This window comes from Methylobacterium litchii (assembly GCF_038442315.1).
Classification (GTDB): Bacteria; Pseudomonadota; Alphaproteobacteria; order Rhizobiales; family Beijerinckiaceae; genus Methylobacterium; species Methylobacterium litchii.
The window spans coordinates 31,511-58,379 of sequence record NZ_JBBXMY010000023.1 but is presented as its reverse complement, the minus strand read 5'-3'; the positions used below and the strand labels follow the sequence as shown (position 1 = coordinate 58,379).

The following is a 26,869-nucleotide window of genomic DNA, read 5'->3' as shown; positions in this document are numbered from 1 at the left end:
TCACGCTCGCGTTGAAGCCGACGGCCGTCGAGAAGTCCCCGGTGGCCTTTGCGCTGGGCCCGTATGCCGCCGCGTACGAGCCGCTCGCCACCGCACCCGACCCAATCGCAGGCGCAGGGCTCGTCAGAGGCGCGATCTGCACCTGCGTCGTCGAGGCCACCGAGTACAGCTGGCTGCCGTTGATGGCGTCGGTCGAGTCGGCGGTGATTTGGCCGGCGGCGACGTTCGTGATTTGGCGCGTGTCGAAGAGACGCGTATCGACATTCTGGCCGCCGACCGAGACCGTGCCGGTGGGCGTGGTTCCCGCGAAGCCGCCGTACGTCGTGGTTCCGATCGTGGCGTCCGACACGTTGGTGGGGGACCCCGCGCGCGAATAGGCGCCCAACGCGACGCTGTTGGCGACACTGGCGTCGGCCTTGTAGCCCAGGGCCAAACTGTTCACGCCCGAGGCGGTCGCCTGGGGTCCCACCGCCGTCGCTCGGTCGCCCGAGGCTTGGCTGGCGTGGCCGATCGCGACCGCCGCAGACCCCGTCGCCGACACCTGCGAGCCGAGGGCGACCGCATCCTGGGTCGTCGCGACCGACTGATAGCCCGCCGCCAGACTATAAGACCCCGCCGCATTGGCGGACGAGCCAAAGGCCGCCGCCCCACTCCCCGTCGCCTTCGCGCCAGTCCCAATCGCGGGCGTATCGCTGGCACCGGACGCGGCCGAGACGGCCGAGACCGCCGCATAAAGCTGGCTGCCGTTGATCGCGTCCGTCGACGTGGCCGTCACCTGACCCGCTGCCACGTTCTGGATCTGCCGATAATTGGTCACGCCCTTATCAAAATCGTAGCCACCAACCGACACCGAGCCAGCAGGAGTTGAACCAGCAAAGCCTTGAATAGTGATATTGCCAATTGTGGCATTTGATGTTGCAACTGCAGCATTAGTCTTAGATTTAGTACCTATAGCCACACTATCTTCGGTATCAGCAGTCGCATACCATCCTATAGCGATAGATGATGAGCTCGAAGCATTTGCTTGATAACCCAATGAAACACTTTTATATGCTGAATATGCCTGATAACCAACAGCAACTCCGTAAAAATTCGAAGTTTTTGCTCCATCACCAATTACCACAGCGTAGTCTGTTGATGAGGTGGTTTCATCGCCAATAGTAATGGAGCAAGCTCCCCAGGCAGGAACCGGGCCGAGCTTTTGTGCTGTGCAGCTCAGTGCAGGCATTGCCATACCAAACGTCGCAACCACCGCCCCGGCCCCAAGCGCCCCCAGCCGCGCCCTCCGGCCAAAGGCCATGCACAACGACGACAGCCGCAGCACGGCCATGATCCGCCTGCGCATGCCCCGCGAGAGATCACCCTGGATGCCCACGGTGTAGCCCACGTGGACGAGGCGGCGGCCCTTCTGGTCGGCGGGCCGGTTGGTGCGGTTCGTGTTCATGCTTACCCTCGATGATGGTCGCGCCGTCGCCGTCGCGTTGAGCCGCCCGCCTTCGGGCGGGCAGCGAATTCCGTTTTTGGGAGTGGTGTCAGGGCTCGGTCTGAAGCCGGTCCTGCTCGAAGGCGCCGCGGAGCCACCAGCCGGCGAAGCCCATGCTCGGCACGAGGAACGTCGCCAGGAGTGCGAGGCCCGCTTCGCCGTGGGCGATCAGGCCCATGACGAAGCCGGAGACCGCCGCCAGCATGAGGGCGACGAGGACCGCGCGGCGGTCCTCGTCGCCCTGGCTCTCGTGGTCCGCATCCTCGAACCGGCCATCCGATTTGCGCTCGCGCATCCGATCACCCCCGACCCCTCGGCCCCGCTCCCAGCATTCGCAGGCTTCGGTTCCGTCACGGCGCCCCGAAAGACGCCGAACATCCCGAACTCTTGCCCGATCCAGCCTAACAAGTTGCCTGCTCAGCGCTGATTGCATTGTTTTGAGCTGCAACTTGCAGTAATATTGGCCGTATTACTTGAAGCGAATTGGTGATGTCCGAGCCTCAGGACCCTGTCAACGCAGGGCGAGGGGCGGTTCCATCACTAAGGTGAACGAGTTGCCGCCGAGCATTGCTTAACAACTCGGAAAGCAATCCATCGACAGTTCATCGGTGAAACTGTGTGATCGGTGGATCGCACTCTCGGCGGCTCAACGGATGTTGGCGCGCGGTCGGCCGTAGCTCCCGGATTATCGGCTCGGTGAAACTCAGTACGGGTGGGTCTGGGCAGGTTTCTGCGGCGAAGACCGCGCTCTTCAGGATTGTCCGCCGTGGCGGTCGCGTGATCCTGCCGGGATTTGCCAAGCTTCGACGCGATGCCGATGATCGGCCCTGTGGCGTCGCGATTGACTATCCGGCCCGGCACGGATGTCGCCCAAGATCTCGTGGCAATCGCTTCGGTCGCGATAGTGTCGAGGGACGGGGTGTGGGAGCGTTGGCGGGCCGGTTCCGGGGCGCTTTCCGGCGGGCGGCGTGCGCTTCGGCTCGTGGCGGTGTGGGCGTGGGGACTCGCGGGGGGATGCGGCGTCTTCAGTTTTCAGCCGAAGTGGAGGGCGCAACAGCGGTCGATACGGCGCCGCCTTCCAGTGTTCCGGGGGGCGACCGGGGGCCTCCCGCAAGATCCTGTCCAGTCAAACGCCGCCGCTGGTCCGCATGATGGCGCGGTGATGCTCTCGGGATGCCCTTCGGCCTTGGGGGAGAGGCGGTTTATCGCGGTTTTGCTTTGCGGGATGGGCCGGGAATCTGGGTGCGGGAAACCCGGCGTTCCGCCCCCCGGTTGGGCGTTCCGCCGGCTGGGGCCGGGGGTTTCGCGCAATCTCGGCGGGGCGTGATATTCGCGCCACACCCCTTTGCCGGTCACTCGGCGGCCTGCCCCACCGTGTCCGCCATCCGGGCGCGGCGGGTGCCCATGGGCTGGGGTTGGCCCACCGTCGTGTCCTCGGCGGTCTGGTGTTCCATCTCGGCGTTCACCTGCGCGCCGAGCAGCACGATGGTGGTCGAAATCCAGATCCAGGTCATGAAACCAATGGCGGCGCCGAGGGACCCGTAGGTCTGGTTGTACTTGCCGAAGTTGCCGACATACCACGAGAACAACAGAGAGCCGCCGAGCCACAGGAACGCCGCCAGGGCGGAGCCGGGGGTGGCCCAGCGCCAGCGGGGGGCGTCGCGGCTGGGGCCGTAGCGGTAGAGCAGCGCGAGGCCGAGGAGCACGGCGAGGAACATCACCGGCCAGCGCAGTTGCGAGAGCCACCATGCGCCTTCGCCGAGGCCGAGGAAGTTCAGGGCGATGGGCAGGGCCACGACGCCGGCCAAAGCCAGCACGAGGAACAGCAGCGCCCCGGCGGTGAAGCCGAGGGAGACGAGGTTGAGGGTGAAGAAGCCGCGCGATTCGCGCTCGTTGTAGACGAGATTCAGCGCATCGAAGACGTGCTTCATGCCGCCGTTGGCGCTCCAGATCGACAGCACGAGGCCCAGGAGCAGGCTGAAGCCCAGGGTGGTGTTGCCCTTCTCGTTGAGGCGCGTCACCTGCTCGCCGACGATGTCGAGGGCGCCCTGGGGCAGGATGCCCTGCAGGCTGCCGAGCTGCTCGGAGATGGTCGCCGTGTCGGCCACGAGGCCGTAGAGCGAGACCAGGGCGGCGATGGCGGGGAAGATCGCCAGCAGGGCGAAGAACGTCACGCCGGCGGAGACGAGCATGATGCGGTTCTCGCCGACATCCCGCCACGTGCGCACGAGGATGTCCTTCCACCCGGCGGCGGGGATCTCCGTGGGGGTAGCGGCCTTGCGGCCCCGGTCGGCCTGGGTGCGGGCGACGTGCTCGGCCTCGGGGCCGGAATGGGAGGGCGAGGGCTCGCGGGCGTCGCCCTTCCGCGGCCTCGGCGTGCGGGTTCTCGGCAGGGCGACGAGGCCGACGAGGGCAGTGGCGAGGCCGAGCGTCCAGATGAGGGACGCCGCGCCCGTGGTTCCGTCCTGACGTGGGGAAGGTGAATCCGGCATCGACGCCCCCGTTTCATTCGGGACAGCGCCCGAATTCCTTCGGCTAACCTCCGTTCGACCCGGCGCGTTTCAGGGGTCGGCCGGTTTGTCTTTCGGGGGGTGCGAGGCGGGCTTGCCCATCCCTGGCCCAGGCCGCCGCCGCACCCTCGCCCCGGAGGTAGTGGGCGAAGACCTCGATGGGTTCGGGCCGGCCGACGAGGTAGCCCTGCACCTCGTCGCAATCCTCATCGGTGAGGAAGCGCATCTGATCGGTGGTTTCCACGCCCTCGGCCACCACGCCCATGCCGAGGCTGCGCCCGAGGCCGAGCACCGCGCGGACGATGACCGCCGCCTGGGGGCTTCCCTCGACATGGCCGACGAAGGAGCGATCGATCTTGATCTTGTCGAAGGGGAAGGCCTGCAGCGTCGCGAGGGAGGAATAGCCGGTGCCGAAATCGTCCATGGCGATGGAGATGCCGAAGCTCTTGAGCCGCCGCAGGATGCTGAGCGCGCGGGCCATGTCGTTGATGATGACCGACTCGGTGATTTCCAGTTCGAGCCGCGCGGGCGGCAGGCCCGCCTCGGCCAGGATGGCGAGGACCCGCTCGGCGAGGTCCGGCTGCTGGAATTGGAGGGGCGAGAGGTTCACGGCGATCTTGAGGGGGCGGTCCCAGCTGGCCGCCTCGCGGCAGGCCACCCGCAGCACCCATTCGCCGAGGGCCATGATGAGCCCGCTCTCCTCGGCCAGGGGCACGAAGACGCTCGGCGGCACGAGCCCGCGCGTGGGGTGGCGCCAGCGCACCAGCGCCTCGAACCCCACGAGGTCCCGCCCGCCCGTGGTCATCTGCGGCTGGTAGTGAAGCGTGAGTTCGTTCGCCGCGATGGCGTCGCGGAGGTCGCATTCGAGATCGCGGCGCTCGGCCACCGCCTCGTCCATGGCGGATTCGAACACGCGGTGGGTGTTCCGCCCCTCCAGCTTCGCGCGGTAGAGGGCGAGGTCGGCGCGCTTGAACACCTCCTCGCCGCTCTGGCCGTGCTCCGGCATTCGAGCAATGCCGATGCTGAGGCCCACCTCCATCCGCTGCTCGCCGAAGGGGATCGGCGCGTTCACGGAGCGGATGAGGCGCCGCGCCAGATCCTCGATGGCGGCGAGGTCGCCCCCCTCGGCCACCAGCACGGCGAACTCGTCGCCGCCCAGGCGGGCCACCACATCCTCCGCGTGGACCTCCACCCGGATGCGGTGGGCGACGGCGCGCAGCACCGTATCCCCCGCGAGGTGGCCGAGGCGGTCGTTGACGGCCTTGAACCGGTCGAGGTCGAGGCAGAGCACCGCCGCCGAACCCCCGCGCTGCCGGAGTTCGCCGAGGCGTTCATCGAGGCGATCGTAGAACAGGGCGCGGTTCGGCAGGTCGGTGAGGCCGTCGTGGCGGGCCATGTGGGCGATCTGGCCCTCGGCGGCCTTGCGGGCGCTGATGTCGATCTGCGTGCCGACGAAGCGCAGGGGGCGGCCGTCCTCGGCGCGGGCCACCACCCGGCCCCGGGTGAGGAGCCACGCCCAGGTGCCGTCGCTGCGGCGCATCCGGTGCTCGCACTCGTAGAGCGCCGTGCGGCCTTCGAGGTGATCTTCCAGGGTGCGCTCGGTGAGGGGCGCATCCTCGGGGTGGACGAGCATCCGCCATGTGCGGGCGTGGGCTTCGAGATCGCCCGGCTGGTAGCCCAGCACCTGCCACCACCGCTCCGAGCACCACGCGGCGCCGGTCGCGAGATCGGAATCCCACAGGCCGTCGCTGCCGGCGTCGAGGGCCAGCGCCAGGCGCGCCTCGCTTTGCGTGACGCGAATCTCGGCGGCCTTGCGGGCGGTGATGTCGGTGAAGGTGAGCACGGCGCCGCCGCCCGCGAGGGGCACGAGCCGCACCTCCACGACGCTGCCCAGCGGGCCTTCGTGCTCGAAGGCGTAGGTTTCTCCCATCGCGATCCCGTCGAGGGACCAGTGGCGCAGCCGTTCGGGCGCGTGGGCGAAGCGGCCGGCGGCGATCAGGTGGGAGCACACCGCCTCGAAGGCGGCCTGGGCGCGCATGAGCGCGGGCGGCAGGCCGAGCAGGGCGACGGCGCGCTCGTTGCAGACCCGCACGGTGCCGGCGGAATCGACCATCATCAGGCCCTGGTCCATCGTCTCCAGGACCGTGTCGAGCAGTTCGGACTTCTCCCGCAGGAGTTGCTTGCCCTCCCGCAGGCTCCGGTTCGTGCGGTGCAGATGCTCGACGAACAGCGCCAGCGCCGACATGGCGAGGATGGTCAGCATGCCTGCCGCGATGCCGAGCGCCAGCGCGCCGCGCGGGAAGGTGTTCACCTCCGGCACGAAGGTCGGATCCGGCACGATCTCCACCGCCGCCATGGCGATGAAGTGCAGGCAGGCGATGGCCCCGGTCAGGAGGGTGGCCGACACCACGTCGGCGCCGCGCCCGGCCGCGCGCCGGGCTTGGGTGAGCGCCAGCGCGGCGAGGCCGGTCCCCGCCACCAGGGCGACGCCGACCATGGGGATGTTCCAGGTGAAGAAGCCCGGCAGGCGCACGCCGGCCATGCCGGTGAAGTGCATCGCCGCGATGCCGAGGCCGAGCACCGCCCCGGCGGAGGCCGCGCCCGCCGCGCCGGGCAGGTGCCGGGCGAGGACCAGGGCGGTGCAGGAGGAGGCCACCCCGACGCCGAGGGACAGGAGGGTCAGGGACAGATCGTAGCCGATGCCGAAGCCGGGATCGTAGCCGAGCATCGCGATGAAATGCGTGGACCAGATGCCAATGCCGGCTGCGAGACCCGCTCCGAGGATCCAGGCCGTATGGCTCGCCTGCGTGCCGGCCCGCGCCTGACGCAGGAGGTGGAGCGTCGCGAGGCAGGAGAACCAGCAGACCAGGGCGGCGAGCGGCACCGCCCAGGCCGTGTGTTCGTAGGTCAGGCAGAAGAACGCGCGGTACATGAGTCCATCGAGCCCCCGACAGTTGGGGCACGATGGACGCACACAACTTTAAGATGAGTTAGCTTGCAACCTGTCGGCGATATTCTAACGGCCTAGTGAAGGGCCGCCGGCCGCGCCGCCGGTGCCGGGCGGGCCGCTCGTGTTGGTGCCGCCGATGTTCACGCCGGGCGTCGTGCCGGGAATCGGCGAGTTGCTGGGGTTGGCCTCGTTCCCCCGCGTAACCGGGCTCGGGCCGAGGTCGCGCTCGCCGCGGGTGACGCCGCCGACGCTGGCGGGCGGGGTGACGCCTGTGTTGCCCGCGCCTCCGGTGACGGTCTGCGCCATGGCGGGCGATGCGAGGGCGAGCGACAGGGCGAGGAGGGTGATCCGCATGAGGTCCGATCCGTTCGGGGGGAAGCCGGGCGGCAACGGATCGGGCGGGGGAAGGTTCATCCCCACTGCGGCGTCGCCGCCGGGAACCAGCCGCGCGACGGGGGCTTTCCGAGGCTGAACGCCTTCAGGAACCTTGCATGATCCGCCAGACGCTCGCCGCCGCCTTCCTCGTGTCCTTCGGCCTCGGCGGGCCGGGCCATGCCGAAGGGGGCGCCCAGTTCGACGGCTCGGCGCTGAAGACGATGCTGCAGAGCGACAGCCTCGTCTTCAACGGCGTCACCCGTTCGCAGGATGGGCGGGTGTTCTCGCCGTTCCAGCGGCAAAGCAAGAACAAGGGCATCGAACTCGGCGAGTGGAAGGACGGCAAGGTCGTCGCCTATCCGAACGAGGAGTGGAATTCCTGGAAGCAGGGCGACGACCCGGCCAAGGCGTTCGTCGCGGTGAACGCCATCCGCATGGGGCCGGACGGCGACCTGTGGGTGGTCGACAAGGGCGCGCCGGGGCTCGGCGAAGCCCCACTGCCCAACGGGCCGAAGCTCGTGCAGATCGACATCGCCACCAACCAGATCCGCAAGGTGTATCCGCTCGGGGCGGCCACCAACGACAAGAGCTTCATCGACGATTTTCGCTTCAACGGCGGCAAGGTCTACCTCACCGACGCCGGGCATCCGGGGCTGATCGTGCTCGATCTCGCCTCCGGTAAGCTGCGGCGGGTGCTCGACGGGCATTGGTCGACCATCGCGCAGCGTCCACTCACCGGCCAGGGCAAGGTGCTGCGCGACGACAAAGGCACGCTCCTGGCGATCCACGCGGATCAGCTCGAAGTCTCGCCGGACGGCAAGACCTTCTATTACCAGCCCTGCACCGGGCCGCTCTACAGCATCGAGACCCAATGGCTCGATGACGAGAACGCCAGCGACGCGGAGCGCGCCCGGCACGTGAAGCTGTTCGCGCCGACCGTGGCGACGGGTGGGACGGCCATCGCCGCCGACGGCACCATCTATTCCAGCGACACCGACGCCCTGCGCATCCTGAAGATCGCCCCGGACGGCACGACCAGCACTCTGGTGCAGGACCCCCGCCTCGTCTGGGTGGATGCCATGTGGATCGACGACGAGGGCGGCCTCTGGATCCCTGCCGCGCAGATGAACCGCACACCGGCCATGAACGGCGGCGAATCCTCGACGGTGAAGTTCCCCACCACGATCTATCGCCTCGACATCGGCGCGAAGCCCGTCAGGAACTGAAGTCCGGAGACGCGCGGCGGTGGATGTCTCGTCCGCCGCCGCTGCATCGCGCGGCGGATCGGCTAAAGTCGGGGCGTTGTCGCCGCGCCCCAAGTGATGTTCCCGCTGACCGAGACGCCCGCTCCTACCCGTGACGATCCGGCCGAAGGGCTGGCGAAGGTGCACCGTCTGGCGACGGAGCTCGCGGCCCGGATGCGCTATGCGCAAATCGTGGAGCGCCCTCTGCCGTCGGAACAGGTCGAGGCGCTCGTTCAGGCCGCCCGCCTGCTGCAGGAGAAGGGCGAGCCCTGGCCACAGCTCGTGGGCGAAGTTTTGAAGCAGGTCGCCGACGATCTGGCCGACGAAGCCGCGCCGAAGGAGCCGGAGCCCGAGGGCGGCCGCATTGTCGCCGGGCTGAACCGTTTCCTCGGCGCATTCCGGCGAGAGGCGAAGGCGCCCTCGGGAGCGTGAGCAGGTGGCGACGCGCCGCACGCAGCCTTTGCGTCGGTGTCGCGTTGGCCCCGCACGACTGCAAGGGCTCCACGATGCTTCGCTCCGAAACTCCACCCCCGCCGGGAAACCTCGAATCCCACGAGCCGCCGGAAAACGACCGCCCCAACGCCGCCCAGCTGAAGGGCGACATCAACAGCGGCCGCACCGGGGACAAGATCGAGCATGTCGATGTCGGGGCCGCGATGCTCGGCACCTGCGAGGAGGCCGGCGGCGCCCCGCCGACGTCACAGGAGGTTAAGCTCGCCCGCAAGAACGAAGCGGCATCCGAGCGCGTCCGCGATACCGCCGATCCGCACGGCAAGCGCAGTTGGACCCTTCCGCTTTACGGCGGCGTTCTCGCAGCTATCTGCGTCGTGCTGGTCGTCGGGCTGATGCTGATCCACTGATCGCCACCCGGCCGCCAAGGAGTTTTCGTGAAATGGTTATGATCATCATCTGCTTCCTTGCGCCGTGGCTTGCCATGTTCCTGCGCGGGAAGATCTTCCAGGGTATCGTCTGCATCGTCCTCCACCTGACGTTGATTGGCTGGATTCCTGCGACCATCTGGGCGCTGGTGGTCACGCGGAAGGAGACGGCCTGACAGGCTCTCCACGCCTGATCGCCCGAGGCCTGTGATAAAGAATAGAGCGCGGCGTGACATTCGATGGAATGTCACGCCGCGCTCATTTTTATTGTATAAATACTTTATTTTCTGACCAAAATAACACAAAAATCAATATTCGTTCGCTGCGGCCATTCATTACATTTGTATAATGTGGGCTTAAGCCGAAGACTCTACCTTAGGTAGTATACATGACGCGACAGGCGCGCAGCCGGCTTGTACTGAGGTCGCCACGCCGAGCCTAGCCATACGATTTCCACAATCGACAATCTTACTGATGAGCATCAAGCCATTCGCTGAGCGCTGATCTGTAATACACCGTTACGGCATCACTCCCCCTTGCACTTTTCCGCGTTTAAGCTCATCGCAAAGTCGAGGGTGCAATTATGGAAACACACGAATGTCTCACGAAACCGAAGGGCATGGCTTCGACTTCATGGTAGCGACCGGCGACATCGTCGCCGCCTACGTGTCGCACAATCATGTTGCCGCAGCCGACCTGCCCCACCTGATCGCCACCGTGCACCAGACCCTCGGTGCCCTCGGCACGAACGCTCCTGCCGTTCAGGAAGAGGCTGTCGAGAAGCCGTCCGCCGCGCAGGTCCGCAAGTCGATCCAGCCGGATGCGATCATCAGCTTCCTCGACGGCCGCCGCTACAAGACGCTGAAGCGCCACCTCGCGGCGCATGGCTTCTCCCCGGCGACCTACCGCGAGCGGTTCGGCCTCGCGGCGGATTATCCGATGGTGGCGCCGTCCTACAGCGAGAAGCGCTCGAACCTGGCGAAGTCCCTCGGCCTCGGCCGCCCGACCGAGTCCGCCGAGCCCGGCCGCAAGGCCGCTTGAACCAACCCGCACCGGCCGCACGGGTGACGCCCGGCGGCCGGCGCCACGCCATAGCCGGGACAGCGGGGAACCATTCAGCCACCTTGGCTATATCTGTAGCTCCGAGACGTGCTGAAGAGACCCAATCCCGTGCATCGACGCAACGTCCTCCTCGGCGGATCCGGTACGGCCCTGGCTGGCTTCCTGGAGTGGGGTCTGCTGCCGGGCGCCGCGCTGGCCGAGACGAACGACAAGCAGCCTGCCCCGGCGCCCGCACCGGGCCCGTTCGAGGGATCGACCGTCCGCCGCCTCGCGCAGGCGCTGTCGAAGCAGCCGTTCAAGGCGCCCTCCACCGACCTGCCGGGGGCGATCAAGTCCCTCAGCTACGACCAGTATCGCGGCATCCGTTTTCGCAAGGAGCGCGCCCTGTGGCGCGACCAGAAGCTGCCCTTCGAGGTGCAGTTCTTCCCGCGTGGCTTCCTCTTCCGTCCCGCGGTCGACATCTTCGAGGTGGCGGACGGCAAGGCCACCGCCGTGCCCTACAATGCCGACCTGTTCAGCTATGACGACCCGACGTTCCGGGTGACCGAGCCCCTGGGCTTCGCGGGCTTCCGCATCCATGTGCCGGGCCAGGGCGGAGGCGACAGCGACGAACTCTGCGCTTTCCTCGGCGCGAGCTACTTCCGCGCCATCACCAAGGGGCAGCAATACGGCCTCTCGGCGCGCGGCCTCGCCATCGGCACCGGCAATTCCAAGGGCGAGGAATTCGCCCGCTTCCGCTCGTTCTGGCTGGAGAAGCCGAAGCCCGACTCGCCGGCCCTGGTGATCCACGCCCTTCTCGACAGCGAGAGCGTCACCGGCGCCTACCGCTTCACCGTACGGCCGGGCACCGCGACCGTGTTCGACGTCGAGAGCGTGCTCTACCCCCGCGTCGACATCGTCGAATCCGGCATCGCGCCGCTCACCAGCATGTACCAGTTGTCGCCGAAGGATTCCCGCCGGTTCGACGAGTGGCGCCCGGCCGTCTACGATTCCGAGGCGCTGCTGATGTGGACAGGCCAGGGTGAGCAGATCTGGCGACCGCTGTGCAATCCCGTGGACCTGCAATTCAGCGTTTTCGGGCAAGCCAACCCGCGCGGCTTCGGGCTGATGCAGCGCGACCGCGTCTTCGCGGATTACCAGGACCTCGAAGCCCGCTACGACAAGCGGCCGAGCCTCTGGATCGAGCCCATCGGCGATTGGGGCGAAGGCGCCATCGACCTCGTGGAGATCCCAACGCCGAACGAGACCAACGACAACATCGTCGCGTTCTGGCGCCCGAAGGACAAGCTCTCCGCCCACGGCGAATACACCTACACCTACCGGATGCACTGGGGCTGGGACACGCCCTGGCCGACCCAATTGGCGCGCGTCACCCGGACCATGATTGGCGCGGGGCCGGAGGACAACAGCCGCATCTTCGTCATCGACGTGGTGGGCGAGGCGGTGAAGGGGAAGGGCGCCGACGCGCCGTTCCGCGCGGAGGTCGGCACGAGCGTCGGCAAGGTCACCGACGTGTCGGCCATCCCCAACCCCGAGACGGGCGGATGGCGGGTGAGCTTCCATCTGCGCCACGGCGGCGCCAAGCTCGCGGAACTGCGCTGCGTTCTGCTCGGTGAGTCGGGGCCGGTCTCCGAGACCTGGCTCTACCGCTGGACCGCCTGATGCAGAGTCTGGACGCCGTGTCCGACGCGGCGACGGTTCCCGCCCTTCCGCCCCCGGCCCCGGTGGACATGCCGGTCCAGTCGTTGCGCGCCGAGCCGCGCCGCGAGACCGGGCTGATCGCGCCGACGCGGGGTGTCGCCCTGCGGCGGCTCCTCGTCATCGGCGGCGCCGTGGTGATGACCGCCATCGGCGGGCGGCAGATGTACCTCGTCCTCAATGGGGCGGGGCAGAGCTTCCTCGGATGGGCGGTGCTCATCCTCTTCGTCGTGCTGTTCGCCTGGATCGCCCTGGCCTTCACGAGCGCCCTCGGCGGCCTGATCGACATGCTGGCCGGGCGCCGAAGGAATGCCGACGAGACGTTGCCGGAGCTCGGCACGCGCACGGCCCTGCTGATGCCTTGCTACAACGAGAACCCGGCGCGGATCGCGGCGGGTCTGCAGGCAATCTACGAATCCCTGGAAGCGACCGGTCGTCTCGACCGCTTCGACTTCTTCATCCTCAGCGACACCACCGATCCGGACGTGTGGATCGCGGAGGAGGCCTCGTTCCTCGCCCTGCGTGAGCGGACGGGGGGACACGGGCGGATCTTCTATCGGCGCCGGGCCAAGAACACCGAGCGCAAGGCCGGCAACATCGCCGATTGGGTGCGCCGTTTCGGCGGGGCCTACCCGTTCATGCTCATCCTCGACGCGGACAGCGTCATGGAGGGCGCCAGCGTCGTGCGCCTCGCCGCGCTGATGGAGAGGGAGCCCGGCACCGGCCTGATCCAGACCTTGCCGGTGATCGTGAACGGCACGACCCTGTTCGCGCGGATGCAGCAATTCGCCGGGCGGATCTACGGCCCGCTCATCGCCCACGGCATCGCCCGCTGGCACGGCACTGAGGGCAACTACTGGGGGCACAACGCCATTATCCGCACCCGCGCCTTCGCCGAGCAGGCGGGCCTGCCGGTGCTGCGCGGGCGCACCCCCTTCGGCGGCCACGTCCTCAGCCACGATTTCGTGGAGGCGGCCCTGATCCGCCGGGGCGGCTGGGCGGTGCGCATGGTGCCGGACCTGCCCGGCAGCTTCGAGGAGGGCCCGCCCTCCCTCACCGACGTCGCGGTGCGCGACCGGCGCTGGTGCCAGGGCAACCTGCAGCATGCCGCCGTGCTGCCGACGCGGGGGCTCCACTGGGTCAGCCGGCTGCACCTGATGATGGGCATCGGCAGCTACGTGACCTCACCCCTGTGGCTGGTCTTCCTGCTGTTCGGCGTGCTCATCTCGCTGCAATCGCGCTTCGTGCGGCCCGAATATTTCGGCGAAGGCCCCTCGCTGTTCCCGAACTGGCCGAAGGTCGATCCGGTGCTCGCCGAGCAGCTCTTCACCGCCACGATGGCGGTGCTGCTGGCGCCGAAGCTGATGGCCTACATCGCCCTGCTGTTCGACAGCCGCCTGCGCCGGGCCTGCGGCGGCGGCCTCCGCGCTTTTGGCAGCGTGCTGGTCGAGACGCTGGTCGGCGGCCTGATCGCCCCCATCGCCATGCTGATCCAATCCTCGGCGGTGGTCGGCGTGCTGCTGGGCCGGGATTCCGGCTGGAATGCGCAGCGCCGCGACGACGGGCGGGTGCCGGTCGGCGCCGTCATCCGGGGCTACTGGCAGTACACGCTGTTCGGCCTGATCCTGGCGGGCGCCGCCTATGCGGTCTCGACGCCGCTCTTCCTCTGGATGACGCCGGTTCTGGTGGGTCTCGGCCTCGCCGTGCCGCTGGTGCTGCTGACGTCGAGCCGCAGCGCCGGCCGCGCCCTGCGCCGCCTCGGCCTGCTGCGGATCCCGGAGGAGATCGCCCCGCCGCCCTCGCTGCAACGGGCGCTCGGCCTCTACCGGCAGTTAAGCCAGGAGATGCAGGATGAGGACGCGATGCAGCGCCTGATCCGCGATCCGGCCCTGCGCCGGCATCACCTCGACGCCCTGCCGCCGGCCCGCAGGCGCGGGGAAGGCCCGCTGGACGCGAACCTCGTGGTGGGCTGCGCCAAGCTCGCCGATGCGGACAGCCTCGACCACGCCTGGGCAAATCTCACCCGCGCCGAACGGGCTGCCGTGCTGGGCTCCCGCGACGGCATGAAGGCCGCGCTTGCGCTTGCCGAACCGGCCTGACGTCAGGTTCGGTTCAGCGCCTCGATGGCCTGCTGAAGGCCGCGCAGGGAGAGGGGCAGCACCATCGGGCGGCCGGTCGCGTCCGTGAAGGTGAGTCGCCCCGGCTCGGCGGCGGTCAGATAGGCCTTGAGCGCATCGGCCGGGGGCTGGGCCTCCGCGACGCAGCCGCCGGGGATGCAGCGGCGCCATGGCAACTCGATCGGCCGTGCATCCTTCTCCGACAGCGCGAGCGCGGCGCTGCTCGGCAGCACGATGTTGGTTGGCAGCACGACCATGATCCGCAGGGGCTCGCCGGGTTTCGCGCGGCTGAAGGTGATCTGTGCGACGGGGACCGTGCGGTCCTTGTCCTTCACCTGGATGGTCTGCGCGACCTCGCAGGCTTGGTTCTTGTCGTTCACCCGCTGGCAGCGGAGCACCCAATCGCCATAGGCGGCGGTGGTGGCGACCGGGTCGGACGCGACCGGAACCGGCGCGGGACCGGCCGCCGACGCGACGAAGCCCGAGGCGCAAAGCAGGAAGGCGACGACCAGACCGGTTTGTATCAGTGACATCACATTGTCCGGAGGGAGCATCGACCGCACCGGCCGATATCGCTGGTTGTAATATCTAAATACTTATATCTGTAGATGTATTCAGATAATATATGATCGAATACAAGCTCAAGCTCGATAGCACAAGCATTGGTTCGGCTTTGCAAGAGGCGTTTCACCGCGAGCCATGCGGCGGATTGGGCGTTCCCAAGGCCGGGCCGCCGTGCTCAACCCTTGGGCAATGACGACGCCCGCGCCTTCCCCCGCCCATTCCCCCGGCACGAACCGTCCCATCGTCGCGAGCGGCCTCGTCGCGCTCGCCATCGCCATGGGCATCGGTCGATTCGCTTTCACCCCGCTCATGCCGCTCATGGTTCGGGACGGAACGCTGGATGTCGCCTCCGGCGCGGAATGGGCGGCGGCGAACTATCTTGGCTACTTCGTCGGGGCGCTCACCGCGTCGTGGTTCTCGGGCAATCCCCGCCGCGGCCTGCTGCTCAGCCTGCTCGGCGTCGCGGTGACGACCCTCGCCATGGCCGCCGTCGGGGCCTCCTCGCCCGGCTTTCTCGGCCTTGGTCTGCGGGCGGCGGCGGGGGTGTTCAGCGCCTGGGCCCTGATCTGCGCCAGCGGCTGGTGCCTCGCGGAACTGGCCCGGCGGGGCGCTGCCGCGCTGGGGGCCTGGATCTATACCGGCGTCGGCCTCGGCATCGCCTTCGCGGGCGTGCTAACCTGGCTCGGCGGGGTCCAGCCGGCGGAGAGGCTGTGGCTCGAACTGGGGGTGATCGCCGCCCTCGGCGGCCTGCTGGTCCAAGGCCTGTCCCACGGCCAGGGCACGCAGCCGGCGCAAATCGCGGAGCGGGAGGCGGCCGCTGTCGCTCCGCTACGCGGGGGCGGGCAGACGGCCCTCGTGATCTGCTACGGCACCTTCGGCTTTGGCTACATCGTCCCCGCGACGTTCCTGCCCGCCATGGCTCGGGCGCTGGCACCGGACCCGCTGGCGTTCGGGCTGACATGGCCGCTGTTCGGCCTCGCCGCCGCCCTCTCGGTGGCGGCGGTGGCCCGCTTCGCCGCGCGGGGCTCGCGGCGGCGGATCTGGGCTCTGGCGCAGGCGGTGATGGCGCTCGGCACCGCCCTGCCCTTGTTCGTGCAGACACTGCCCGCCATAGCCGCCTCGGCGGTGTTCGTGGGCGGCACGTTCATGGTGGCAACCATGGCGGGGCTGCAACTCGCCCGGGAAGCGCGGCCCGACGACCCGACGCCGCTCCTCGCCCGGATGACGGCCGCCTTCGCCGCCGGCCAGATCGCCGGTCCGCTCATGGTGCGGGCCATCGGCCCCGGCCGCGTCGCCGGGTGGGATGCCTTGAGCTGGACCGGGGCGCTGGCGACGATCCTGCTCGTCCTCACCGCGCTCTGGCTCTGGCGGGCCGAGGCCTGATTCAGGCGGCGACCAGCAGGGGCCGACGCATCCCGGCCGCGAGCCGCGAATTGCGGTAGCGCTCGTCGGTGGTCACTTCGCGTCCGATCCAGGACGGGAGCGGCACGTCCTCGTCCTCGCGGGTCAGTTCGACCTCGGCCAGGATGAGGCCGGCGAGGCTCCCGGCGAACAGGTCCACCTCCCAGGTGAAGCCGCCGGCCGCGATGCGGTGGCGGACCTTCTCGACCCGGTGGCGGGGCGAGACCGAGTCGAGCATCGCCGCGCCGAGTGCGGCATCGACCTCGCGCTCGATCTCCTGTCGGACGGCGCCCTGCCGCTTGCCCTTCCAGGCGACGAAGTAGCGCTCGCCCATCTGCCGCACCCGAAGCGTGTTCTCGTCGTCGGTGTGCAGGTAGCCCTGAACGATGCGGACCCCGTTCCGGCAATGCTCCAGCACGGACGGGTGGGCGAGGAATTTCCGCTCGATCTCGATCGACATGCAGTGCCTGGGGCGTTCGCGATGCGACGTCGTTACGCGCAATTGGCCCGGAGGCAAGGGCGCGGGACGGACCGCTTCACGTTATCCCGCTCACGCAACAGGCGGGGGACCGCATCGACCCGATGTTGAACAAGGGAAATCTGCGCCCCTTGGTTGCAGAGCAGGCTTGCCTAAAAGTCATGCAGTCGGGCGAAAGCGTCAGCGAGACTCCTGCCTTCAATGGCGTTCGGTCGTGCGGGACCAACGGGCGCTTTGGGGGGTTCCCTATAAACTTGGGTTGGCTTTCCTTGGCGCCGATCTCGCGGGAGCGTCGAGTGCCGGGCGAGGTCGACTCGTGCCGGCATCGATGCAGTGGGCATGACGACAGCTATGCACGGCAACACGTTCGTCCGGGTGGAAGCCCCTTGGAAGGGTCGCGACTCCCGTGGCTGACCCGTTCCGGTTCCTGCCTCCGGGAGGTTTGACGGGCGCCGAGATCCGCGCCCACGATTGGTCGGCGAACCCGCTCGGCCCGCCTGAGGCGTGGCCGCCGGCCCTGCGGAGCGCGCTCGCGCTGATGCTCCCCTGCCCCACCGCGATGTTCCTCGCCTGGGGGCCGGACCTGCGGTGCTTCTACAACGACGCCTACCGGCCGATGCTGGGCTACCGCCTGAACGAAGCCCTCGGGCGCCCCTTCCGCGAGGTCTGGGCCAGCATCTGGGACGAGATCGAACCGCTCGTGGCGGCGACTCTCGCGGGCGAGAGCCAGACCCTCACGGACGTCATGCTCGACCTGTCGCGGGACGGGGCCTCCGAACAGGGCTGGTGGTCCTTCACCTACTCGCCCGTGTTGGATGAATTCGGCGGGGTGAACGGCCTGTTCTGCGTCACCGCCGAGACCACGGCGCGGGTGCGCGGCGAGGCCCGCCTGCGGGAGAGCGAGGACCATTTCCGCCATACGGTCGAACTGAACCCCCAGGTGCCCTGGACCTGCGATCCGCAGGGCAACATCACCTCCTACTCGAAGCGCTGGCTCGATCTGACGGGGCAGGCCCCCGGCGAGCTGGACGGCGCGGGGTGGATCAAGGCCCTACACCCGGACGACGTCCCCTGGACCGTCACGGTGTTCACGCAATGCCTCGCCTCGGGCGAGCCGGTCGATGTCGATTACCGCATCCGCGACGCGCGCACCGGCACGTCCCGCTGGATGCGCGCCCGCGCCCAGCCGCGACGCGGGGACGACGGCGCCATCCTCCGCTGGTACGGCGTGGTGGAGGACATCCACGACCGCAAGCTCGCGGAGGACGGCCTCCGCGAGATGAACGCGACGCTGGAGCGACGGGTCGCGGAGGCCCTGTCCGAGCGCAAGCTCTGGGCGGACGTGTTCGAGACCACCGACGCCCTCGTCGGCGTCCTAGATCCTGGCTACCGGTTCCTCGCCGTAAACGCCGCCTATGCCCGCGAGTTCGAAGCGCTTTACGGCATCCGGCCCAGGGCGGGCGACAACCTGCTCGACCTGCTGGCGGATCATCCCGAGCACCGGGACGCCGTGCACGCCGTCTGGTCGCGGGCGCTCTCGGGCGAGGAGTTCACGATCATCGCGGAGTTCGGCGACCCGGCCCGGACTCGGCACTGCTACGAGTTGAAGTTCACGACGCTGCGGGATGCGCAGGGACGGCGCCTCGGCGCCTTCCAATACGCACAGGACGTCAGCGAGCGCCTGCGCAGCGAGGAGCAACTGGCCCGCGCCGAGGAGGCGCTGCGTCATGCCCAGAGGATGGAGGCCGTGGGCCAGCTGACCGGCGGCGTGGCGCACGACTTCAACAACCTGCTCACGATCATCCGCTCGTCGGTGGAGTTCCTACGCCGGCCGAACCTCGCGGAGGAGCGGCGCACCCGCTACCTGGAGGCGGTGTCCGACACGGTGGACCGTGCGGCCCGCCTGACCAGCCAGCTGCTCGCCTTCGCCCGCCGCCAGCCCCTCGCCCCCGAGGTGCTGGACGTCGGAGAACGCCTCGGCGGCGTGGCCGACATGCTGAATGCCGTGACGGGAGCGCGCATCCGCATCGTCACCGAGGTCCCCGACGGGCCCTGCCACGTGCGGGCCGACCCGAGCCAGTTCGAGACGGCCCTGGTCAACCTCGCGGTGAACGCCCGCGACGCGATGGATGGCGAGGGCACGCTGACCCTCCGGCTCGCCTGCGGGACGGCGCTGCCGTCCATTCGCGGACATGCGGGCGCGCCGGGGCCGTTCGCTGCCATCTCGGTGACGGACGAAGGGCCGGGCATCGCGCCGGATCTGCTGGTGCGGATCTTCGAGCCGTTCTTCACCACCAAGGATGTCGGCAAGGGCACCGGGCTCGGGCTTTCCCAGGTGATCGGCTTTACCAAGCAATCCGGCGGCGACGTGGAGGTCGTGAGCGGGCCGGGCCGGGGGGCGACCTTCACCCTCTACCTGCCCCAGGTCGATGCCCCGCCGCTCCCGACGGAGACCGATACCGGCGCGGATGACGGGCAGACCGACGGGCGCCCGCTCTGCGTGCTGGTGGTGGAGGACAACCTCGAGGTCGGGCGGTTCTGCACCCAGCTTCTGGAGGATCTGGGCCACTCGACCGTCTGGGCGCACAACGCCGAGGCGGCGCTCTCCGAAATGGAGCGAGTGCCGTTCCGGTTCGATGCCGTCTTCTCGGATGTCGTCATGCCGGGGATGGGCGGCGTCGCCTTGGCCCGGCGGCTCCGTACCGAGCACCCGAACCTGCCGGTGATCCTCACCACCGGCTACAGCGACACGCTGGCCCGGGACGACGCCCATGGCTTCGAGCTGGTGCGCAAGCCCTACAGCGCCCAGCAGGTTGCCCGCGCCCTGCGCGGCGTCCTGAACCGGAGGGCCGCCAGCGGCTGAGATCCCGCGCGGGCGATTGCACGAAGCTTGCAGACCATCCGCCGCCAGGGAGACCTTGGAAGGCGCCGCGGGATGGATGAACGAGTCAGGGGTGCGTCCTCCGCGCATTGGCGCACCCAGGAGATGTTCCTGCTGCAGGAGGTGATGAACCTGATCGGCAAGGGCATCCACCTCGATCAGGTCGCGCGCGAGATGCTGCATCTCCTCTCGGAGATCGTCGGCCTTAACCGGGGACGGATCGTCCTCAAGGACCCGGAGGGGGACGGCTACCGCATCGCCTATTCCTACGGCCTGACGCGGGAGGAGGCCGCCCGGGGGCGCTACGCGGCGGGCGAAGGCATCACCGGCCGCGTCATCAAGGACGGCCACCTCATCATCGTGCAGGACATCGACAAGGACCCGATCTTCCTCGGCCGGGCGGTCGAGCGCGCCCGGCTTCCGAGGGGCGCGGTCTCGTTCCTGGCGCTGCCGATCCGCGTCGATCACCGGACCGTCGGCGCCATCGCCTGCCACCGCATCCGCCACCGGGAGCGGGCGCTCTCCGACGACCTGACGATCCTGCGGATCATCGCCACCATGGTCAGCCAGTTGCTGACCCTGAACGAGCGGGTGGAGCGGAAGACGCGAGCGCTCGAGGAGCACAACGACATGCTGGCGCGGGAGCTGCGCATCAAGCGCGCCCGCTACGGCATCATCGGTACCTCCCCCGCCCTGCTGCGGGCGCTCGGGCAGGTGGAGAAGGTGGCGAACGCGACGGCGAGCGTGCTGCTGCTCGGCGAATCCGGCAGCGGCAAGGAGCTGTTCGCCCGCGCCCTGCACCTCGCGAGCCCGAGGCGGGACCGGCCGTTCATCAAGGTGAACTGCGCCGCCATCCCCGACAGCCTATTCGAATCCGAATTGTTCGGCCACGAGCGGGGGGCCTTCACGGGCGCAGTCGAGGCGCGGGCCGGCTGGTTCGAGCAGGCGAGCGGCGGCACCATCTTCCTCGACGAGATCGGCGAGATGCCGGCCGTCCTGCAGACCAAGCTGCTGCGCACCCTGCAGGAAGGCACGGTGGTGCGCCTGGGCGGCAAGCGGGAGATCCGGGTGGACATGCGCCTCGTGGCCGCCACGAACCGCGACCTCGCCGCCGAGGTCGCCCATGGCCGCTTCCGGGAGGACCTGTTCTACCGGCTCAACGTCGTGCCGATCACCCTGCCCCCGCTCGCCGAGCGGCGCAGCGACATCCCCGACCTCGTCCTCCACTTCCTCACGAAGGCGAACCAGGACAACCAGCGCAACGTGAACCTCACGCAGGCGGCGTTCGGCACCCTCGCCCGGCAGCCCTGGCCGGGCAACATCCGGCAACTGGCCAACTTCATCGAGCGGCTAGTCCTCCTCTCCGGGGACGGCGTCCTCGACACCGACGACCTGCGGCCCTTGCTCGAAGGGGACAGGATGGCGGGTTTCGCCACGTCGCAGTCACTGCCGGGGCCGGCGCCGGAACGGGGATTGCCGATCCGCCCCTACCTCCCTGCGAGCTCTCACGACCACGAGCAATTGCGCATCGCCCTGTCCCAGGCCGGGGGCAACAAGACCCGCGCCGCCCAGCGCCTCGGCCTGACCGAGCGGCAATTCTCCTACCGCTGGCGCAAGCTCCAGGCGGCATGCTGAGCGACTCGGACAAAGTCCGGCATTGTCGACAAAGTGTCGACAATGCCTGCCGCCGGGCCTCAGCGCGGTAACGTCCTTCTCCGCGCAAGCTGTTGCCGGAGAACGATCTTTCAGAATTTTCGACACACCTTGAGCGTTGGCATCGGGCTTGCCAAACCCCTGCCGAGCCGGGCCCGGCAGGGCTCGCGCAAGGAGGATCCCTCGCCATGAGCACCAGCGCCGCCCCCAAGACCGTCACGGCCTATCTCCGCCCGATCGACCGCGACGGGCTGATGCAGTTCGCGGAGAAGGGCCGCAACAATCCGGGCTCGCGCGGCACCAACAAGGTGCACACCGTCGTCGATGGCCAGTACCGCACCCTGAGCTATGTCGGCGACCACCAGCCCGTCGTGGTGGACGAGCCCCTGCACCTGTTCGGCGAGAACACCGCGCCGGCCCCCGGCGAGATCGTGCTCTCGGCCCTGGGCGGCTGCCTCGCGGTGGGCATCACCGCCGTGGCGACCTGGAAGCAGGTCCGCCTGTCGCGTCTCGAACTGCATCTTGAAGGCGATATCGGCAACCCGGCCGCCTGGGGTGCCGGCGGTGCCAAAAAGGCCCCGGCGGACATGGGCTTCCAGGAGATCCGCGTCGCCGTGACCATCGAGGGCGACGCCTCCCGCGAGGAACTCGACGAGATCGTCCGCCATGCGAACGCCTACTCCCCGGTGGCGAATTCCATGCGCAACCCGATCCCCTTCACGATCGGCCTCGCCGGCTGACCCCTGCGGCGGGGCCCTCGGCGCCCCGCCTCTTTCCCCCTCCAGAGGAGACGGCACGATGGCGAGCGCACCCGCTCTTCGGTTGGTCGAGGCCCCCATCGGGGCGGCGTCGGCGGTCGGCCCCGACTGGACGGACGAGGCCGTCCTCGCCCGGACGACGGCCATTGCCGAAGGCCCCTTGAGCGCGGCGGCGACGAGCATCGACCACGGCGATTACCCCCTCGACATCATGGGCCAGCTCGGCGCGGCAGGAGCGCTCGGCGTCCATCTCGACCGGCACGGCGGGCGCTTCGGGCTCTCCCTCGCCGCGATGCAGGCCGCCAGCCGCGCCTGCGGCGCCACCGGCTTCCTGATGTGGTGCCACGATGTCTGCGGCCTCTACCTCGAACAATCGGGCAACCCGGCGCTGACCGACGCCGTGCTCGACGATCACCTGACCGGCCGGACCTTCGGCGGCACCGCGCTGTCCAACCCGATGAAGGCGTTTGCCGGGATCGAGCCGATCCTGCTCCGCGCCCGCCGCGTCCCCGGCGGCTACCGGGTGAGCGGCATGCTGCCCTGGGTCAGCCATATCGGGCCCGGCCAGTATTGCGGGGCCATCGCGGGTGTGGTCGGCGCGGGCGAGGCGATCAGCCACGAGATCATGTTCCTGCTGGCCTGCGATTGCGCCGAGTTGCGGCCCTGCCCGCAATTCTCCGGCATGGAGGGCACCAGCACCTGGGGCCTGCGCCTGGACGAGTACTTCGTCGGCCAGGACGACCTGATCGCCGACCCGGCCCGACCCTTCATCGGCCGCATCCGCGCGGCCTTCATCCTGCTCCAATGCGGCATGGGCCTCGGCGTCACCGAGGGCAGCCTCGATTCCATGCAGGCGGTCGAGGAGCCCCTCGGCCACGTCAACCAGTTCCTCCACGACCGGCCCGACGCCATCACCGCCGAACTCGCCGAGTTGCGCGCCCGCGTGATGCGCCTCGCCGAGACGCCCTTCGAGGGCGCGACCGACTACCTGATCGACGTCCTCGACGCCCGCGCCCAGGTGGCCGAACTGGCGCTGCGCGCCTCGCAATCGGCGCTGCTGCACCAGGGGGCGCGGGGCTACCTAATGTCGGCGGCGCCGCAGCGGCGCATCCGGGAGGCGCATTTCGTCGCCATCGTCACCCCGGCGATCAAGCACCTGCGCTGGGAGATGGCGCGGCTCTCGCGCGACATCCTGCCGGCCGCCACCGGGGGCCGGACATGAGCGCTCCCGAACCCACGGACGGCCTCGGCCCCTGGAAACAGTTCCTCTGCCGGGCCTGCGGGCTGATCTACGACGAGGGCGAGGGCGACCCGGATGGCGGATTGCCCCCCGGCACGCGCTTCGCCGACATTCCCGACGATTGGGCCTGCCCGATCTGCGGTGTGACCAAAACGGATTTCGAGCCCTACCAGCGTCGTGCTTCCGTGGCGGCGGCGCCGGTGGCGGTCGCGCCGCTGCGGCGGCCGGGCGTGGTGATCGTCGGCGCCGGCCTCGCCGGCTGGAGCACGGCCGAGGCGATCCGCGCCGAGGACGCCGAGATCCCGATCACCCTCGTGACCGCCTGCGGCGGCGACCTCTACCACAAGCCGGAACTCTCCATCGCCCTTGGGCGCGGCCTCTCGCCCTCCGACCTGCGCCGGGAGACGGGCGCGGAAGCCGCCTCCCGCCTCGGCGCGCGGCTCATGAGCGAGACCTTCGCCATCGGCCTCTCGCCGGAGCGGCACAGCCTGCGAACCACGCGCGGCACCCTGCCCTACACCCACCTCGTCCTCGCCCACGGCGCCCGCCCCGCCCTGCCCGCCTGCCTCGACCCCGCCCTGTGCTGGCGGGTGAACGACCTCGCCGCATGGTCCGGCCTGCATGCCGTACTGGCGCAGGGGCCGCGCAACGTCGCCATCATCGGCGCCGGCTTGGTCGGGTGCGAGTTGGCCGAGGATCTGGCGCGGGCCGGTCACACGGTGACGCTCATTGGGGCCGAGGCGCGGCCCCTGCCCGAACTCCTGCCGGAACAGGCCGCATGCCGTCTCCTGGCCGGGCTCGGCGGGCTCGGCGTGCGCTTCCTCGGCGGCACCCTGGTGAACGGCCTCGCCCGCCGGAAGGAGGGCGACATCGCCCTCGCCCTCGCGGAGGGGACGAGCCTCGTCGCCGAGACCGTCATCGCCGCGACCGGGCTCGCGACGCCCTCCCGCCTCGTGCGCGGGGCCGGGATCGCCTTCGACAAGGGCATCGCCGTCGATCCGGCGACCCTGCGCACCAGCGCCCCCGATATCTTCGCGCTCGGCGATTGCATCAGCCTCGCCGGCAGCCCCTGCCGCTACATCGAGCCGGTGGCGCGGCAGGCCCAGGTGATCGCGCGGGCGATCCTCGGCCGGGAGAGCCCCGGCTATGCCCATGCCGCCCCCGTCATCCGCCTGAAGACCCGCTCGGCCCCGATCGAGCTTCACGGCGTGCCCGTCGCCGGCGCCCCCTGGCACGTCACCGAGGAGAGCGAGCGCCGGCTCGCGATGGAGCAGCGCCAGGGCGGCGAGGTCGTCGCCTGGCTGGCCGCCTAGCGCCGCTGTTGGCGCAAGTGTTGCTGAGAGTTTCTGAGACTACCCCGCCGGAGATCGCGATGGCCCTGTTCGACAATCCCTTCGGCACCCCGCGTCGCCTCCGGGGCGGTTGCTCCTGCGGGGGCCATGCGGATCAGGCCGCCCACGAGGCGGCGCTCCCCTCGGGCGACGCCGCCATCACGCAAGCCGTGGAGGCGACGATGATGCGGGCGCTGTTCCCGCACGCCACCGAGCGCCGGGCCTTCCTGCGCAGCGTCGGCCTCGCGACGGCGGTGGCCGCCGTGAACCAGTTCCTGCCGACGGGCTTCGTCGCCGAGGCCTTCGCGGAAGCGGGTAAGCCGGAGAAGACGGACCTGAAGGTCGGCTTCATCCCGATCACCTGCGCCACGCCGATCATCATGGCCAAGCCCATGGGCTTCTACGAGAAGCAGGGGCTCAACGTCGATGTCGTAAAGACCGCCGGCTGGGCGGTGGTGCGCGACAAGACCCTGAACAAGGAATACGACGCCGCCCACATGCTGGCGCCGATGCCGCTCGCCCTCACCCTGGGCCTCGGCTCGAACCCCGTGCCCTTCGCGGTCCCGGCCATCGAAAACGTCAACGGGCAGGCAATCTGCCTCGCCAACAAGCACAAGGACAACCGGGACCCGAAGAACTGGAAAGGCTTCAAGCTCGCGATCCCGTTCGATTACTCGAACCACAATTACCTGCTGCGCTACTACCTCGCCGAGCATGGGATCGACCCCGACACCGATGTGCAATTGCGCCTCGTGCCCCCGCCCGAGATGGTCGCCAACCTGCGGGCGGACAACATCGACGGGTTCCTCGCCCCCGACAACTTGGTCCAGCGGGCGGTCTACGACGGCGTCGGCTTCATCCATATCCTGTCGAAGGAGATCTGGGACGGGCATCCCTGCTGCTCCTTCTCGGTGGCGCAGGACACGATCCGCGAGATGCCCAACGCCACGGCCGCGCTGCTGCGCGCCGTCCTCCAGGCGACCGCCTTTGCCTCGAAGCCGGAGAACCGGAAGGAGATCGCCGCCGCCATCGCCCCCGCCAACTACCTGAACCAGCCGGTGACGGTGGTGGAGCAGGTTCTCACCGGCACCTACGCGGACGGGCTAGGCAGCGTGAAAAAGGATCCGAAGCGGATCGCCTTCGATCCCTTCCCCTACGAGAGCTTCGCCATCTGGACGCTGACGCAGATGAAGCGCTGGGGCCAGATCAAGGGCGATATCGATTACGCGGCGGTGGCTCGCCAAGTCTACCGCGCCACGGACGCGGCCAAGCTGATGCGCCAGGACGGGATGACGCCTCCGGAGGCGACCAACAAGACCTTCGTGGTGATGGGCAAAACCTTCGACCCCTCGAAGCCGAAGGAATACCTCGAATCCTTCGCCATCAAGCGTGCGAGCTGAGCCATGCAGCGTTCGCTACCGCTGAGGGCCGGGGCGCTCTCGCTCATCATCCTCGCCCTTGTCCTGTTCGGCTGGCAGATCGCGGTGAGCGGCGTCGGCAAGACCGAAGCCATGGACCCGGAATACGCGGCCCTGATGGGCGAGACCGCCACCACCGGCAAATCGGCCATGCCCGGCCCCCTCGATGTCGGGGCGGCGATCTGGAAGCACCTGAAGGACCCGTTCTACGACCGGGGGCCGAACGACAAGGGCATCGGCATCCAGCTCGCCTATTCCATCGGCCGTGTGGCACTGGGCTATGGCTTGGCGGTGCTGGTGGCGATCCCGGTTGGATTTCTCATCGGCATGTCGCCCCTGATGAGCCGGGCGCTCGATCCGTTCATCCAGATCATGAAGCCGGTCTCGCCTTTGGCGTGGATGCCGCTCGCCCTCTACACGATCAAGGATTCGAGCCTTTCGGCGATCTTCGTGATCTTCATCTGTGCCCTGTGGCCGATGCTGATCAACACGGTCTTCGGCGTGTCCAGCACGCGCAAGGAATGGCTCAACGTCGCCCGCACCCTGGAGGTCGGGCCGGTGCGCCGGGCCTTCACGGTGATCCTGCCGGCGGCGGCCCCGACGATCCTGACGGGGATGCGCATCTCCATCGGCATCGCGTGGCTCGTCATCGTCGCCGCCGAGATGCTCGTGGGCGGCACCGGCATCGGCTACTTCGTCTGGAACGAGTGGAACAACCTGTCGATCACCAATGTGATCACGTCGATCCTGGTGATCGGCCTCGTCGGCATGGTGCTGGACCAGTTGCTGGCCCGCGCGCAAGCCCTCGTCACCTTCCCCGAATGAGGC

General features: G+C 68.9%; 21 protein-coding genes and 1 pseudogene. 15 read left to right on the top strand and 7 right to left on the bottom strand.

The window, feature by feature from the left end; genetic code table 11:
- From AAHF99_RS24790 to AAHF99_RS24770, 5 genes and pseudogenes are all read right to left on the bottom strand, one after another.
- A pseudogene (locus AAHF99_RS24790) lies at nucleotides 1-1,444 on the bottom strand (hypothetical protein); the annotation flags it as partial.
- 88 nt (nucleotides 1,445-1,532) lie between these two features.
- A complete protein-coding gene (locus AAHF99_RS24785) occupies nucleotides 1,533-1,778 on the bottom strand; it encodes a hypothetical protein (RefSeq protein WP_342167020.1) in 246 nt (81 codons plus the stop codon).
- 1,057 nt (nucleotides 1,779-2,835) lie between these two features.
- Nucleotides 2,836-3,975 carry a YihY/virulence factor BrkB family protein gene (locus AAHF99_RS24780; protein ID WP_342167019.1) on the bottom strand — a complete coding sequence of 380 codons (1,140 nt, stop codon included), beginning with the start codon at nucleotides 3,973-3,975 and terminating at the stop codon, nucleotides 2,836-2,838.
- Nucleotides 3,976-4,018: 43 nt separating this feature from the next.
- On the bottom strand, nucleotides 4,019-6,925 hold the full coding sequence (locus tag AAHF99_RS24775) for a bifunctional diguanylate cyclase/phosphodiesterase (RefSeq protein WP_342167018.1): 2,907 nt from the start codon (nucleotides 6,923-6,925) through the stop codon (nucleotides 4,019-4,021).
- 84 nt (nucleotides 6,926-7,009) lie between these two features.
- Nucleotides 7,010-7,297, bottom strand: a complete 288-nt coding sequence (locus AAHF99_RS24770; RefSeq protein ID WP_342167017.1) for a hypothetical protein — start codon at nucleotides 7,295-7,297, stop codon at nucleotides 7,010-7,012.
- Between the two features lie 140 nt (nucleotides 7,298-7,437).
- On the opposite strand from AAHF99_RS24770, the gene AAHF99_RS24765 reads away from it, so the two are divergent.
- From AAHF99_RS24765 to mdoH, 7 genes are all read left to right on the top strand, one after another.
- Nucleotides 7,438-8,544, top strand: a complete 1,107-nt coding sequence (locus AAHF99_RS24765; protein WP_412759947.1) for an SMP-30/gluconolactonase/LRE family protein — start codon at nucleotides 7,438-7,440, stop codon at nucleotides 8,542-8,544.
- Nucleotides 8,545-8,640: 96 nt separating this feature from the next.
- Nucleotides 8,641-8,994 carry a hypothetical protein gene (locus AAHF99_RS24760; RefSeq protein WP_342167015.1) on the top strand — a complete coding sequence of 118 codons (354 nt, stop codon included), beginning with the start codon at nucleotides 8,641-8,643 and terminating at the stop codon, nucleotides 8,992-8,994.
- 74 nt (nucleotides 8,995-9,068) lie between these two features.
- A complete protein-coding gene (locus tag AAHF99_RS24755; RefSeq protein ID WP_342167014.1) occupies nucleotides 9,069-9,422 on the top strand; it encodes a hypothetical protein in 354 nt (117 codons plus the stop codon).
- A gap of 32 nt (nucleotides 9,423-9,454) precedes the next feature.
- The gene (locus AAHF99_RS24750; protein ID WP_342167013.1) at nucleotides 9,455-9,616 is read left to right on the top strand and encodes a YqaE/Pmp3 family membrane protein; all 162 of its coding nucleotides are present in this window, start codon (nucleotides 9,455-9,457) and stop codon (nucleotides 9,614-9,616) included.
- A gap of 421 nt (nucleotides 9,617-10,037) precedes the next feature.
- Entirely contained in the window at nucleotides 10,038-10,481 is a 444-nt protein-coding gene (locus AAHF99_RS24745; protein ID WP_342167012.1) for a Ros/MucR family transcriptional regulator, read from the top strand.
- 129 nt (nucleotides 10,482-10,610) lie between these two features.
- Nucleotides 10,611-12,164 (top strand): OpgD/OpgG family glucan biosynthesis protein, encoded by a 1,554-nt coding sequence (locus AAHF99_RS24740; protein ID WP_342167011.1) that lies wholly within the window; start codon nucleotides 10,611-10,613, stop codon nucleotides 12,162-12,164.
- A complete protein-coding gene (gene mdoH, locus AAHF99_RS24735; protein ID WP_342167010.1) occupies nucleotides 12,164-14,299 on the top strand; it encodes a glucans biosynthesis glucosyltransferase MdoH in 2,136 nt (711 codons plus the stop codon). Before AAHF99_RS24740 ends, mdoH begins: the two co-directional genes overlap by 1 nt.
- Nucleotides 14,300-14,301: 2 nt before the next feature.
- On the opposite strand, the gene AAHF99_RS24730 is transcribed toward mdoH, so the two are convergent.
- Nucleotides 14,302-14,850 (bottom strand): invasion associated locus B family protein, encoded by a 549-nt coding sequence (locus AAHF99_RS24730; protein ID WP_342167009.1) that lies wholly within the window; start codon nucleotides 14,848-14,850, stop codon nucleotides 14,302-14,304.
- 220 nt (nucleotides 14,851-15,070) lie between these two features.
- On the opposite strand from AAHF99_RS24730, the gene AAHF99_RS24725 reads away from it, so the two are divergent.
- Nucleotides 15,071-16,264, top strand: a complete 1,194-nt coding sequence (locus tag AAHF99_RS24725; protein WP_342167008.1) for a YbfB/YjiJ family MFS transporter — start codon at nucleotides 15,071-15,073, stop codon at nucleotides 16,262-16,264.
- Nucleotide 16,265: 1 nt separating this feature from the next.
- On the opposite strand, the gene AAHF99_RS24720 is transcribed toward AAHF99_RS24725, so the two are convergent.
- A complete protein-coding gene (locus tag AAHF99_RS24720; RefSeq protein WP_342167007.1) occupies nucleotides 16,266-16,742 on the bottom strand; it encodes a CYTH domain-containing protein in 477 nt (158 codons plus the stop codon).
- A 424-nt stretch (nucleotides 16,743-17,166) separates the two neighbouring features.
- Here AAHF99_RS24720 and AAHF99_RS24715 point away from each other — a divergent pair, with 424 nt between their 5' ends.
- The 7 genes from AAHF99_RS24715 (at nucleotide 17,167) to ntrB (ending at nucleotide 26,866) form a co-directional block, all read left to right on the top strand.
- Nucleotides 17,167-19,623: a PAS domain-containing protein gene (locus AAHF99_RS24715; RefSeq protein ID WP_342167006.1), complete on the top strand. Its 2,457-nt coding sequence runs from the start codon at nucleotides 17,167-17,169 to the stop codon at nucleotides 19,621-19,623.
- 72 nt (nucleotides 19,624-19,695) lie between these two features.
- Nucleotides 19,696-21,276 (top strand): sigma-54 interaction domain-containing protein, encoded by a 1,581-nt coding sequence (locus tag AAHF99_RS24710; RefSeq protein ID WP_342167005.1) that lies wholly within the window; start codon nucleotides 19,696-19,698, stop codon nucleotides 21,274-21,276.
- A gap of 206 nt (nucleotides 21,277-21,482) precedes the next feature.
- Entirely contained in the window at nucleotides 21,483-22,034 is a 552-nt protein-coding gene (locus AAHF99_RS24705; protein ID WP_342167004.1) for an OsmC family protein, read from the top strand.
- A gap of 58 nt (nucleotides 22,035-22,092) precedes the next feature.
- Nucleotides 22,093-23,274, top strand: coding sequence for an acyl-CoA dehydrogenase family protein (locus AAHF99_RS24700; RefSeq protein ID WP_342167003.1), 1,182 nt, complete (start codon nucleotides 22,093-22,095; stop codon nucleotides 23,272-23,274).
- Nucleotides 23,271-24,605, top strand: coding sequence for an FAD-dependent oxidoreductase (locus tag AAHF99_RS24695; protein ID WP_342167002.1), 1,335 nt, complete (start codon nucleotides 23,271-23,273; stop codon nucleotides 24,603-24,605). Before AAHF99_RS24700 ends, AAHF99_RS24695 begins: the two co-directional genes overlap by 4 nt.
- Before the next feature lie 59 nt (nucleotides 24,606-24,664).
- Nucleotides 24,665-26,023 carry a CmpA/NrtA family ABC transporter substrate-binding protein gene (locus AAHF99_RS24690; protein WP_342167001.1) on the top strand — a complete coding sequence of 453 codons (1,359 nt, stop codon included), beginning with the start codon at nucleotides 24,665-24,667 and terminating at the stop codon, nucleotides 26,021-26,023.
- A gap of 3 nt (nucleotides 26,024-26,026) precedes the next feature.
- On the top strand, nucleotides 26,027-26,866 hold the full coding sequence (gene ntrB, locus AAHF99_RS24685; RefSeq protein ID WP_342167000.1) for a nitrate ABC transporter permease: 840 nt from the start codon (nucleotides 26,027-26,029) through the stop codon (nucleotides 26,864-26,866).
- Nucleotides 26,867-26,869: the final 3 nt, after the last annotated feature.